The organism is Ruegeria sp. HKCCD4315 (assembly GCF_013112245.1).
In the GTDB taxonomy this organism is placed as follows: domain Bacteria; phylum Pseudomonadota; class Alphaproteobacteria; order Rhodobacterales; family Rhodobacteraceae; genus Ruegeria.
On record NZ_WVRN01000002.1, the window covers coordinates 103,374 to 115,508 of the forward strand.

At 55.6% G+C, this 12,135-nt stretch carries 11 protein-coding genes; 4 read left to right on the plus strand and 7 right to left on the minus strand.

Features of this window, described 5'->3' with window-relative positions:
- Both GS646_RS18490 and GS646_RS18495 read right to left on the minus strand, forming a co-directional pair.
- Positions 1 to 690 (minus strand): LysR substrate-binding domain-containing protein, encoded by a 690-nt coding sequence (locus GS646_RS18490; RefSeq protein WP_171647999.1) that lies wholly within the window; start codon positions 688 to 690, stop codon positions 1 to 3.
- Between the two features lie 6 nt (positions 691 to 696).
- Complete coding sequence (locus tag GS646_RS18495; RefSeq protein WP_171679261.1) at positions 697 to 924, minus strand: LysR family transcriptional regulator; 228 nt, start codon at positions 922 to 924, stop codon at positions 697 to 699.
- A gap of 126 nt (positions 925 to 1,050) precedes the next feature.
- Here GS646_RS18495 and GS646_RS18500 point away from each other — a divergent pair, with 126 nt between their 5' ends.
- Positions 1,051 to 1,812, plus strand: a complete 762-nt coding sequence (locus GS646_RS18500; protein WP_171187338.1) for a sulfotransferase family protein — start codon at positions 1,051 to 1,053, stop codon at positions 1,810 to 1,812.
- Positions 1,813 to 2,071: 259 nt separating this feature from the next.
- Positions 2,072 to 2,716, plus strand: a complete 645-nt coding sequence (locus tag GS646_RS18505; RefSeq protein WP_216600467.1) for a hypothetical protein — start codon at positions 2,072 to 2,074, stop codon at positions 2,714 to 2,716.
- A gap of 386 nt (positions 2,717 to 3,102) precedes the next feature.
- Here the strand turns inward: GS646_RS18505 and GS646_RS18515 are convergent, their stop codons facing one another.
- From GS646_RS18515 to GS646_RS18535, 5 genes are all read right to left on the minus strand, one after another.
- Positions 3,103 to 4,200: an MmgE/PrpD family protein gene (locus GS646_RS18515; protein ID WP_171187339.1), complete on the minus strand. Its 1,098-nt coding sequence runs from the start codon at positions 4,198 to 4,200 to the stop codon at positions 3,103 to 3,105.
- Positions 4,201 to 4,215: 15 nt separating this feature from the next.
- Positions 4,216 to 5,265, minus strand: coding sequence for a low-specificity L-threonine aldolase (gene ltaE / locus GS646_RS18520; RefSeq protein WP_171187342.1), 1,050 nt, complete (start codon positions 5,263 to 5,265; stop codon positions 4,216 to 4,218).
- The gene (locus GS646_RS18525) at positions 5,262 to 5,939 is read right to left on the minus strand and encodes a hypothetical protein (RefSeq protein WP_171647929.1); all 678 of its coding nucleotides are present in this window, start codon (positions 5,937 to 5,939) and stop codon (positions 5,262 to 5,264) included. The genes ltaE and GS646_RS18525 overlap by 4 nt, the downstream gene beginning before the upstream one ends.
- A gap of 134 nt (positions 5,940 to 6,073) precedes the next feature.
- Positions 6,074 to 6,979, minus strand: a complete 906-nt coding sequence (locus GS646_RS18530; RefSeq protein ID WP_171647927.1) for a LysR substrate-binding domain-containing protein — start codon at positions 6,977 to 6,979, stop codon at positions 6,074 to 6,076.
- A gap of 287 nt (positions 6,980 to 7,266) precedes the next feature.
- Entirely contained in the window at positions 7,267 to 9,189 is a 1,923-nt protein-coding gene (locus GS646_RS18535; protein ID WP_171187348.1) for a DUF3604 domain-containing protein, read from the minus strand.
- A gap of 458 nt (positions 9,190 to 9,647) precedes the next feature.
- On the opposite strand from GS646_RS18535, the gene GS646_RS18540 reads away from it, so the two are divergent.
- On the plus strand, positions 9,648 to 11,369 hold the full coding sequence (locus GS646_RS18540) for a GMC family oxidoreductase (protein WP_371732113.1): 1,722 nt from the start codon (positions 9,648 to 9,650) through the stop codon (positions 11,367 to 11,369).
- Positions 11,370 to 11,438: 69 nt separating this feature from the next.
- On the plus strand, positions 11,439 to 12,035 hold the full coding sequence (locus GS646_RS18545; RefSeq protein WP_171187350.1) for a TetR/AcrR family transcriptional regulator: 597 nt from the start codon (positions 11,439 to 11,441) through the stop codon (positions 12,033 to 12,035).
- Positions 12,036 to 12,135 lie beyond the last annotated feature (100 nt).

Sequence of the window (12,135 nt, forward strand, 5' to 3'; positions counted from 1 at the left end):
TTAGTTTTGGCGCATTGGTGCGTTTTCGAAGAGTTCGGTTAGAAAGGCGAGGCAATCCTGGGCGGATCTTTTGTTATGGCCTTGCTGGGTACACCGCCCCCACAGGCAGTTGTTTGTGGAATACCATTGGTCGCCGATGGTCTGGATAGAGCCGATCTTTAGGTAGCGCTCAATGAATCCTTGCCATCCGAGCGCGATCCCCGCGCCGGAAGAGGCGGCCTCGAGCAGGTAGACAAAATTGCTGAACGTGTCGGCCGGCGCAATGTTGGGTGTGATGTTGTGATTGCTGAACCAATCGCTCCACGTTGCCCAACCGAGCGTGCCCTGCGGAAGGTCAAGAAAGCGGAGTTGGCTCCATCCCTCGATCGGTCCTTCGAGGATGTCTTTGTGCTGTAAGATATACTCGGGCGAGGCGACGGGGATGACATTTTCGTGCAGGATTTTTTGCAATTTCCCGCCCGGCCCGTTGAACTTGTATCCGATGGCAACGTCGGCATTGGGTTCGTTGACCATGCTCTGGCTTTCGTAATTCGACGTCAGCACATTGATTGTGACATTCTCACCCACACGGCGGCGCAGTTGGTTGTAATGGGGCATGATGATCAGATGGCTGACGGAATACGAACAGGCGATGGTCAGCGAGCGCTGCGCCTGCGTCAGCCGATGCTCGGCCGATTGCAGGCTGGTCAGGGCCGATTACACCGCCGCGTGATAGCTTTTGCCGGCCGCCGTCAGTGCGATCCCGCGACCGTCACGCTGGAACAGTTCCAGCGAAAACCGTTCCTCAAGATTGCGTATGTGCCGGCTGATCGCGGATTGCGATGTGTTCAGCTCTTCCGCTGCCAACGTGACGCTGCCCAGCCGTGCAACCGCTTCAAAGGCGATGAGCGGGCTCATCGAGGGGACACGTCGCATGGTACTCATGTCCAAATTGATAATCCTCGCGGCAGCAAAAGCAATGGATTTGTGCGGCGGTCTGCTTCAGCGTTGCCCCGAACATTCTTCCGGCTTCGCGCGAGGATGGATGCACCGGTAAACAGGGAGAACGCGATGAACAAAATTGTACTGCTGTGGTCCACGCCCCGTACAACATCAACCGCTTTTGAATGGATGATGCGGATGCGGGGCGATATGGCCTGTTTCCACGAACCCTTCGGCGAGGCCTGGTACAAGGGCGACGATGCCGCGTGGCCGCGCCTGACCGCAGACAGCGAACGCGTGCCGGGCCTGACGACGCAGAAGGTGCATGATCGGATGTTGCAGGCCGCACGGAGCAAGCCGGTCTTTTCCAAAGACATGCCGCATTTTCTGGCCCCTGATATCAGCGATGAATTTCTCGCCCCGATGACCCACAGTTTCCTGATCCGTGACCCTTCAAAGTCTATCCCGTCCATATTCAAGCGCGGCCCGGATTGGGTCGTGGCCGAGTATGGGTTCGAGGAACATTGCAAACTCTTTGACCGGATTGCCGAACGCGACGGCAAAGCGCCGCCCGTGATCGACAGCGACGATCTGCTGGAAAACCCCGAAGATATCGTATCGGCCTGGTGCAAAGCCGTCGGTCTGGACTTCGTGCCCGAGGCCTTGTCGTGGGAACCCGGCGCGCGGCCCGAAGTGGGGTGGTATGATAACGGGTCCTGGCATGACAGCCTGAGCGCGTCCAGCGGGCTCAAGCCCATGCCACGGACCTATGGCTCGGTTGAAGATCAGCCGGATCACGTCAAAGAGATCTATGCGCAAGCGCTGCCGCATTACGAGCATCTTTATAAGCACCGGCTAAAGGCAGACGAAACGGTAAACGCTTCTGCCTGACATCCGGTTTGAACCTGCAAAATGCAGCGGAACTCTTTCCAGAATTGGCAAGAGTTCTTGCCGAAAAAGCAATAGATTTACGGCTGCGCTTTGTTTCAGGATGCACAAGCGGAGCTGCCTCGCTCAGGATAGATGACACATCAACACTTTCACCAAACCTGAACGGTGGGAAAACCCAGAGCGTAAACTGTTTCCCTATCAGGTGGGGTTCACCTGCCCGCCTTTCGACTATTGCGCGGCTCCGTCGGACTTTATCCGCATGGCACCCGATACTGTCGGCGTACATGGGCGTATGCTGCATGTTCCAGGCTATCAGCACGGTCTGGACCAGCGGAAAAAGAACTTTGGCCTGCTTGAGGAGTTCGTCGAGTGCATGGCGATCAACAATGCCGATGTGTGCGGGCAGGTCGGTTCGAACTGGGTGCATGCCAGCGGTTTGGGCGTTGAAGGCATCCGCCAGCATTGCGAGATGCTCAGCGACAAATACGAAACGCCCTTCCACATGGCGGGTTACGCCATGGTCGAGGCGCTGCGCGAGATCGGTGCCGAGAAGGTGGCGCTGAACGCCTGCTATCACACCAATTCCTGGTACATGGGCACGGTCGGGTTCCTGAAAGAGGCCGGGTTTGACGTGGTCTGGGCCGGGAATTTCTTTGATCAGGGCTGGTTTGCCACGCAGGAAGATGTCGATGATTGCGTCTGGTGCTTTGATGAAGAGCTGATCTGGAAGAGCTTCGACTACACCGCCGAACAGGCCCCGAATGTGGATGCCTACCTGATCAACGGCATGTCGAACTATCGCCGCCCCTCGGACGGAGTAGCCCGCCGCCCGGTGCACCATACGGCCGAGCTTGAAAAACGGCTGGGGAAACCGGTCATTGGTCACGACACGGCGCTCTACTAGCGCCTATTCAAGACCTTGGGCCTTGCTCCAACATCTTACCACGGTCAGTTGATGGCGACTTTGGAGACGTGATCCATGCATAAAATCATCGCGCTCTGGGCCATCCCCCGGTCCACATCAACCGCGTTCGAACACATGATGAAACAACGCGGCGATCTGGATTGCCTGTAGCTGGTTCGAAGGTGGCAAGTTTCATGCCGATTTGGCGCAATCCACCGGGCGGGTGCCGTAAAAGCGTAAATACGTCGATCCCGCAAGCACACCGCATTGCGCTCAGCGCATCCGTCACCGGATGATGCCCCACAACAGCTATCTGTACCAGTATCGCAAGCGTGTGCAGGAAACCGTTTAACCAAAGATCAGTAAGAGGTTTCGCACCTTAAGACTTAGAAGGTAGAACTTTCATAACTAAGCTTTCCGAGCATAACGCTCAGATCGCCGCCATCAGGCAGACTTTCAATGCTAGCCAGCAGATCTTGTGCCTTGTCCGTGCCCATGACCGGTTCGGTCAAACGAAGGAATTTGCGACGGATGACGTCGTGACCAAGCCGATCTTCAGGATCGCCCTGCGCTTGCTCGGTCGTTGTTGGGATCGCGTTCAAGCGTTTAGCTTCATGGAAGCTTTCGACCCTGATCGCGGTCACATCGCTGGCGGTGAACTTGTGCGCGCGCTGCAGGGCCATGACGGCTTCGGCGGCGGGTTGGGCCCAGCGGCAGACCGGATAGAGCTTGATATACTGGTCCTGAATGTACCAGTGCTGCCCAATATCGCCCCAGATATCAGCTAGATCGCGAGCCTCGACCGAGATCGCTGGCGCGCCCGTGAAGCCATCGCGGGCCAAATAAGCCGCTGAGACACCAACCATTGCTCCCCAGCCTGAACCGTCCTTGACCATAGTTGGGGCATCAATAGCACGCATCATTTGACTGCGCGGACCGTGATACTCAGCGATCCCCAGCGCTTCACGCGTTTGGATCCGATCCAGCCCGAGAATGCGTGCACCCATAGCAGCGGCAGCCAGTGCGACCCACGCGCCGGACGTGTGATAGTCGCAGGCGCTGCGGTGCAGGGCGATGCCCGCGCGGGTGCCGATTTCGTAGCCGATGACCACAAGCGTCAGAAATTCCCGCGCGTCAGTGATACCTTCGGCCTGCGCCAACGCGATGACCGAGGGGATAACACCGCAGCCCACATGGCCCTTCGTCAGCTTGTGTCCGTCATGGGCATCCAGCGCGTCGATGGTCATGCCATTGGCCAGGGCAGCTCCGGCTGCGCTGGCGGTTTTGCCTTTGGGCCAGATCTGCGCTGCTTGCCCACCAAACATCATGTGCGCATGAGCCTGAGTGATCTGGGACAGGGGCGTCTGCACTGCACTCATACCCACCCCCAGCGTGTCCACCAAGGCACGCACTGCGTCGTGGACCATGGGCTGCGGTAACTCGTCATAAGAGGTGTTCATGATGAAAGACATAACATCGGTCATGTGGCTGCCCTTGTTTCAGGTCGGCTGAAAGCTCTGGAACGCGCAGATTGCGGCGTCGAGCGCGCTGTCGTCCACATCCCGGTGCAGAACCATACGGATCGCGGGGGATTGCCCACCGATCTTGATGCCCGATCCGGCCATGTGCGCGATCAGATGGGCGTGATCTTTGGGCTCGGGGCTCAGGAACACCATATTTGTTTGTGAGGTCACCTCACCTATTTCGGTTTCGCGCAACGCTTTAGCCAGTCGTGCCGCACGGACGTGGTCGCCGCCCAATTCCTGCACGTGGTGTTCCAGAGCATAGAGGCCGGCCGCCGCCAGCATTCCGGATTGCCGCATCGCGCCGCCGAGGATTTTTCGGTTGCGCCTGATCTGACCCATCATTTCCGAGGGGCCTACCAGAACTGACCCGGCCGGAGCGCCTAACCCTTTGGAAAGACAGACTGACACCGTATCGAATGGGGCTGCTAATGTGGCCGCATCGCAGCCCAGAGCCGTAATGGCATTAAAGAGCCGTGCCCCGTCTAGATGCACGGCCAGACCTGCATCGCGCGCGACCTTGACGCCTGCGTCGATCCGGTCGAGTGGCACGACCCGGCCCCCGACGCTGTTTTCAAGGCTCAACAAACGGCTGCGTGCATAATGAGGGTCATCGACCTTGATCGCCGCAACAATTTTGTCAGCGTCCACGCCTCCGTCATCCGAGACGGACACCGGGTTCATCGAAACCCCGGCCAATACGGATACGCCCGCGGCCTCGTCGCAGTACAGGTGATAGCGGTCGCCGACGATCATCTCGTCGCCACGTTCGCAATGGGCCATAACAGCGGCCAGATTGCTTTGGGTGCCGGTGGGAAAGAAGACTGCGGCGTCCTTACCCAGTCGAGCGGCCAGCTCTTGCTCCAACCGAGCAACCGTTGAATCTTCGCCATAAACATCATCGCCCAGCGGCGCGGACATCATCGCCTCGCGCATTCTGGCGCTGGGTTGGGTCAGTGTATCACTGCGCAGATCGCAGATGCAGTTGGTTCCTGCATCTGCGGCAACATACCCGTAAAGGCTCATTCCGTGACCTGATCGTAGGCTAATGCGGCAACGATATGTACGCGGTTCTTTTCGCCACCGTTCAGGGCGGTGTGATAGGCGCGGGTGTCGGTGAAGTAGACCGAGCCGTCAGCAGGCAGGTGAGTCACGTGATGGTTCACGATGAACAGTGAACCGGGGTTCGAGATCAGCGGAATATGCAGGCGCGGTTCCGGATCGCGGTGCCACGAGTTACAGTTGTACAGGCCTTTCGACAGAATGCGTGTGCGGCCAATGGGGAAGCGCTTGGACAGCTCTTCGTGCACATGCTCAAAATAAGTGCCTTTGAATTTTGGGTTGAATTCCGAGAAATCGATCTCGGGCACAAGATCTTCACGCGGCTCTTCGACATAGCGCTCATCAGCGCGCAGCCAGTAGCGGCCCGACAGGTCGTTCGGGGTCCATTCGGTCTGGCCGGGGCGCTGGGTCAGGGGCAGGGCAGCAAAACCCTGATCCTGCATTCCTCCCAAGAATTCTTCGCGCTTTAGGCATTCTTCCAACGCGCCCTGAAGTTTTTCGATATCGAATTTCAGGTCCAGCCGAGCAATTCCGGGGCCGGGAACAAAATCTGACACTGACCGATAGTCAGGCATGGTGGTCATGGCGTTCTGAATCAGATCTACATCGCTGTCTTTGATCTGGGGCATAAAGGTCATAAGGGACTCTCCCATTCGCGCTGCGTTTGGGGAAACTTATTCGGAACGCGGCAATTTGAAAGTTGCAATCCCTCATGACTTGATAACAAAAACGCATCAACTTTCAGACCTGTCGGGGCGAAAATTCATTTAGGCTAGCCTGTGACCGCAGGATCGCAAGGCCGCATGTTTTCCAAGAACCAAGTTCGCATTCGTTCAATTCGGGCTACACCGATTTTCGTTTCCGGCGTCAGCAGAAAGTAAGCGCTGCTGGTGTTCGCTTCAAAAGGGTGCACTTTGACTAAACTTCCCTGATGCAGTTCTTTTTTGATTAAAATGTCGGGGATTATCGCGATGCCGTGTCCGGCCTTGGTCGCATCGATCAGCATTTCAAATTGACTGAATATTGGCCCTATAATCTTGCGTGGCAATTTCAGGTCCTGGTGCCGGAACCATATCTGCCAGGATAGTGGGCGTGTAGAATGTTGCAATATCCGGTGGTCCAATAGGGCATGCGGGTCTTCAACCGGTATTGGGAATTGGTCGGGGGCACCCACAGCGACAAGCGTTTCGGCCATTAACTTGTCGGCTCGGTACCCTTGCCAGCCCTCGTCGCCCTGCGCGATCGCCAGATCCACCAGGCTGGGATCAATCTCAGAGTTTTTAAGGTAAGTCACAAGATTGAGCACGTGACGGATTTTGTCGGCTTCAGGCCCCATAATGATCGGCATAAACCAACGGCTGCCCAAAGTGGGATAAACGCCGATGTTCAGGCTGCCTTCAGCACTGTCATGTGATCTGGTCTTGAGAATGGTTAACTCAAGTTCCTCAAGCAGCGGTGACAACTCGGCGAGTAGTGTCTTACCCGCCGCCGTAAGCTTGACCCGTTGTTTCGAGCGGATGAAAAGCGATTGCCCAACGAATGCCTCAAGCGTTTGAATCTGGCGGCTGATCGCACTTTGGGTCACGTTCATTTCTTCTGCCGCACGCGCAAACCCTTCGGTTTTAGCCGCTGCCTCGAAGCAAAGCATCGCAGTAATCGATGGAATTCGTCGACGCATTGAGAAGGCCGGTCCTATTTGCAAGCCTTGTAAGGCTTAGTGCAAAAAAGTCACGATGTCACTTGGCTGGTGAGCTTCAGACGAAGATTGACCATGGCATACTGAACTCCCCTGCAATGTTTGGTACTCTGCGTGAATAGGGCTTCGCATGAGCTTTGGCATCGAGCCGGTGCATCAAGACGATGTGAACACGCTCTTCAAAGATGCCCTGACCCAGATCATTGCGCTGGAAGAGGAGCCGAGGCCGTAGTAACCGCCCCGGTATCCAATTTCATGTGTTGACCTGATCATTCCGCCGGCGTGTACCAAATCGGAGATGAATAGGCGCGCTCCTGATGCGTAAGTACTGCGTCTTCCGGAAGCTCAGCGCCTAATCGCAGCTTATCGTACAGCACCCAGCGCGGGGTCGGGATTTCGATGGCGCGAACGTAATAAAACGCCCTCTCACTCGGATCAAAACCTGGGTCAGTCCAAACAGTCACAAGTTCGGCAGTGCCGATCGTGTTGGCCCAACTGGCAGTTTCCACATCGACCGTATTTCCAACTGCAGGGATCTTACCGTTGTCATCGGCAACTCGGTTGTCCGACCATGCAACGTCGTAAACCTTTTCTTGCATGGCTCCTTCTGAATCCAGCCACCCTTTGACCACCTGCACGCGATCAAGGTTTGCACCAACCGGGTCGCGCAGTGCGGCAATCAGGAATGAGGGTGCACCATCACCCTCGCGAGGGCGAAGGTCTGACCCCATTGGAACACCTTTGGTGTAGCCAACATTCGCAAGGAAACGGGTTTCAACATCCGCTTGATCGAAGTCCCACCCGCCAAAGAACCGAAGGCCAATACGTGGCCCAGTGGTCGCGTAGGTTTCACGCCGTTTGAATGCATCAAAGATCGCAGCGCGCGTGTTATCTGTAGCCCATACTGCGGTGTATCCGGAAGCAACAAGCAGGTCGCCGGGAATCTCTCCTAGATCATTGGCAATGAATGGATGTTGGATGCGCGAGGCCGAAGGCTCGACACTCACCGATTTCCCAAAGAAGTTATCCTCTTCAGCTGTGGCCAAAGAGGTATGGCTGTCCGTCGCGCCACCCATTCCGAACTTGTAGGGGTTCACGCCGAACTTTTCTTCCAGCATCAAACCACGTTTCAAGGCCTCTCGGGCGTATTCGCCAGCCAGCATGTCGTCAGTCTTTAGCTCGGTGATGTCCAGATTACCGACATCCCAGTTCTCGTAATCCGCAAATTCGTCGTCGGGGCTCAGGAAGGGGTGTGCTTCGCCGTCGCCCTTGATTTGAGTGACCTCATAATGGGGTTCCCATTTCGCGCGGGCTGCCACGTATTCCTCGTCGACCTTGCCGCCGTGATACGTGTCTTCGGTTGGGAACATCCATCCATTTGACAGATTGCCGTTATGTGCAAAAGCAACAGCGCGGCCCCCTGTCTTTTCCTGATACTCTTCTAGCCATGCGTAAAGGGATTTTGGATCCGTATCACCGTAAGGCGGCTGCGTGACTGGCGGTACCATTTGCAAGGCTCGGATTGGCCCATCGCGCAGCATGACGTTCCGGTGCAGGTTGAAGCCCTTGGGCACCGATGTCCACTCGAACCCGATGAAAGCCGTGAAATTGCCGGGATCGTTGTGCTTCTCGGCGGCCAGCACAATGTGTTCCCAAGTGAAAGCAAAAGCGTCGGCACCGGGGCTGTAAGATTCTAACAGAACCTCGGGCAATGTCATTTGCGAGAAGTTGGTGATGATGTCGAAGGCGGTTTTCCCAGCCTCTTCACCACCTGCCTTGTAGCCCTCGTACCATTCCAATCCCTTTGGATCAGCCAATACGCCTGGCTTGCCCGCCTGAAGATCCGGCGCAAAACCCATCAGGTCGGTGTGATCCGTCAGTACCATCCAATCCAACGGACGGGCCAGCCTTACCGGTTGCCCGGTGGAAGAAATGACCTGCTCGCCTTTTGCGAAACGCCATGCTTCATCCGGCAGCAGAGTGTTTCCGAAAGCTCCTGCATCCAGCGAAAGCCCAGTGTGAAGATGCGTGTCGCCCCATAAGGGGCGTTCGGGAAAAGAGCGCTCGGCATATGGGGAATACGGTTGATCTGAAAATAATCCTTCCGCCGCTTCTTTGCTGGGAACCGCGTCGGCAAAGGCCGTCGTTGATGCCAGTAAAAGCGAGATAGAACATCCAAACGTACGAAGCATTTTTGACCTCCCAAATCAAGATTGCCCGGTTGCGTCGTTAAATTGCACTGCAAGAAATCATATTCGTATCTCTCTATATCATATTGGTTTTCTTTTTTGCGGAAATAATCAGGCTGCGAGTTTTAGGACTGCGAGGCACGCAGAAAACGCCAAGAAATTCGAACAGCTCTTGAACACGCGCAGTAGAAAACGGCCTGCGTACTGGCAGCCCGTCAGTTCTGTTTCAGACCTCTAAGGTTCTGGGCGATGTATCCGCTGAAGGTCCAAACCAGGCGATCAAGGCAGGTCCACAAAAGTTTCGTTCGATCATTCCAACAGGCAAAAGAAACTGCAGCGCAAGCAGGTGGCACCCTGTAAACTTTGAACTAAAAAACTGTACAGATGTCCAGAAAATGTGCTTCACTTTTTGCGCGTCACCCGGATTCGAAGCCGTGACGCTGAGATTTTGGGAGGAAATCGTGAAGCAAGAAAAGCTTGGAAAACTGCAAAAATCCTTCAGTGCAGGGAACCTTTCGCGCCGCGCGTTTATGCGTCAGAGCGCCGCTTTGGGTGTGGCGGTCACTGCGCCATTGGCTTTGGGGGCGCGTCATGCCAAGGCACAATCCGCAGAAATCTACGACTACATTGTGATTGGAGCAGGGGCGGCTGGATGCGCATTGGCGGCGCGACTTTCCGAAGATGCAGACAAAACTGTGTTGGTGTTAGAGGCTGGTCCTGCGGATGAAAACCAGTTCATCCATATTCCGGCAGCTTTCCCCAATCTTTTCCTGAGCGATCTTGATTGGGGCTACACCACGGTCCCGCAGGAACATTCAGACGGGAAGGTTTATTACAGCCCGCGCGGCAAGGTTTTTGGCGGATCCACTTCTATCAATGCGATGATCTATAAACGGGGCAATCCTGCCTGTTTTGATGATTGGGGCAAGGACAATCCGGGCTGGAGTTATGCAGATCTTCTTCCGATCTTCAAAAGGTCAGAAAACAATGAACGTGGCGCAGACGAAAACCACGGCGTTGGCGGCCCCTGGAACGTAGCGGACCAGCGCGATCCGAATGTGCTGAGCCAGGCGATGGTAAAAGCGGCGCTCGAAGCGGGTTATGCCGAGCGTGCAGATTTCAATGAGGGCACGGAACAGGAAGGGTTTGGTCTGTATCAGGTCACCCAGCAAGGTGGTTTCCGCAATTCGACTGCAGGCGCGTTTCTGCACCCAGCGCTGGAGCGCGACAACATCGTGATCCAGGCCGAAGCGCATGTTCAGAACCTGATCATCGAAGATGATCGCTGTACGGGCGTACGTTTCAAAGTTGGTGATGAGATACTTGAAGCAAAAGCTGGTTCAGAAGTGATCCTGTCGGCAGGTGCCTATGGGTCACCGCAAATCTTGCTTCTGTCCGGTATTGGCCCCAAGGCCGAGTTAGAAGCGATCGGCATAAACGTTGTGCATGACCTGCCTGGTGTCGGTAAGAACCTGCAGGATCATTACATGGCACCAGTGGCTTACGAGTGTACTCAGCCGGTGACACTGGCCCATGCGACAGACGAAGCTCAAGGCGCTTTGCTGATGGAGAAGGGGATGGGTCTTTTGACCTCGAACATCGGTGAAGCCGGCGGCTATTTGACGGTTATGGATGATGCCCCTGCACCGGACCTTCAATTCCACTTCGCGCCCACTTGGTTCATTTCAGATGGTGCTGGAAACCCCAGCGATGGATCTGAAGGTTTCACATTGCTTCCGGGGGTTGTGGGAACCCGCTCTGTCGGCGAACTGACACTGGCTTCCAGCGATCCGACGGACAAACCCAACATCAATCCAAACGCATTTGCAGACGAGAAAGACCTCGATGTAATGGTCGAAGGTGTGAAGATCGCTCGTAAGATATTGATGTCACCTGCAATGGATGAATTCCGCGGCGCAGAGCGCTTTCCTGGGGCTGCAGTGCAATCGGACGACGACATACGTGCCTGGATCCGAGGTAATGCACAGACGATCTATCACCCGGTGGGCACCTGCAAGATGGGCTCGGATGAAATGGCAGTTGTTGATGCCGAACTGAACGTGCACGGGATTTCCGGCCTGCGTGTTGCCGACGCCTCGATCATGCCGAAAATCACAAACGGCAATACCCAAGCGCCCTGTGTGATGATTGGTGAAAAAGCCTCGGATCTGCTCCGCGCATAAACGGATTGGTCCACCCCTAGCGGGTGGGCCTATGCCACGGAACGGCCAAGTTGGTTTGGGATGAATAAAGTGGAACCGATAAACAAGCTTGCGGACCGCAAAACCCATAAGGTCCGCAAACGCGATGCGAAAAAACGCGAGATAGCCGAAAGCGCGATCAACGCGTTGAAAATCTATGGCTATGCGCGCACCACGCTGCGCGACATCGCCGCGCAATCAGATATGTCGCTGGGTAGCCTGCACTACTATTTTGAAGACAAAGACGAATTGCTTGTTTTCTGTGTCCGTCAATACAAGCTCCACTTTGTGGAGTTGATGACCTCGGCCGTAGAAGGGATCGAAGCGCCGGACAAGGCGATGAAAGCGTTTTGCCATGCTCTCGCCGAGACGATCCAGCAAGAGGCTGAACTGCACAGGCTTTGGTACGACATCCGCAACCAAGCCATGTTTGACGACACTTTTGAGCCCGTCGTGACAGAAATCGAAGAGCTTTTGATCAGGATGATGGCACCTTTGGCAGTGGATCGGACAGATCAAGAGCGACTATATATGCGTCTGGACGGAGCGTTTCGGTTCCTGTTGCAGGGATACCTGAAAGGATCCCGGCCATCAGTCAAAGACATGCGATCCACATTTGTTTCTGTTGCCGCCGGTTCAGTATTCTGAAGCACGTGACATATTCCGGTTCGGCAATTCAGCCAAACCAGAATTCCGTTGCAGTGCCGCCTTCAGCCATCAATAGTATACTGGCAGCCATGTACTTGCG

What these genes read in the sequence shown, in the direction of transcription:
- GS646_RS18495 (WP_171679261.1), bottom strand. Translation starts at nt 924, where the DNA reads ATGAGTACCATGCGACGTGTCCCCTCGATGAGCCCGCTCATCGCCTTT.
- GS646_RS18500 (WP_171187338.1), top strand. Translation starts at nt 1,051, where the DNA reads ATGAACAAAATTGTACTGCTGTGGTCCACGCCCCGTACAACATCAACC.
- GS646_RS18505 (WP_216600467.1), top strand. Translation starts at nt 2,072, where the DNA reads ATGGCACCCGATACTGTCGGCGTACATGGGCGTATGCTGCATGTTCCA.
- GS646_RS18515 (WP_171187339.1), bottom strand. Translation starts at nt 4,200, where the DNA reads ATGACCGATGTTATGTCTTTCATCATGAACACCTCTTATGACGAGTTA.
- ltaE (WP_171187342.1), bottom strand. Translation starts at nt 5,265, where the DNA reads ATGAGCCTTTACGGGTATGTTGCCGCAGATGCAGGAACCAACTGCATC.
- GS646_RS18525 (WP_171647929.1), bottom strand. Translation starts at nt 5,939, where the DNA reads ATGACCTTTATGCCCCAGATCAAAGACAGCGATGTAGATCTGATTCAG.
- GS646_RS18530 (WP_171647927.1), bottom strand. Translation starts at nt 6,979, where the DNA reads ATGCGTCGACGAATTCCATCGATTACTGCGATGCTTTGCTTCGAGGCA.
- GS646_RS18535 (WP_171187348.1), bottom strand. Translation starts at nt 9,189, where the DNA reads ATGCTTCGTACGTTTGGATGTTCTATCTCGCTTTTACTGGCATCAACG.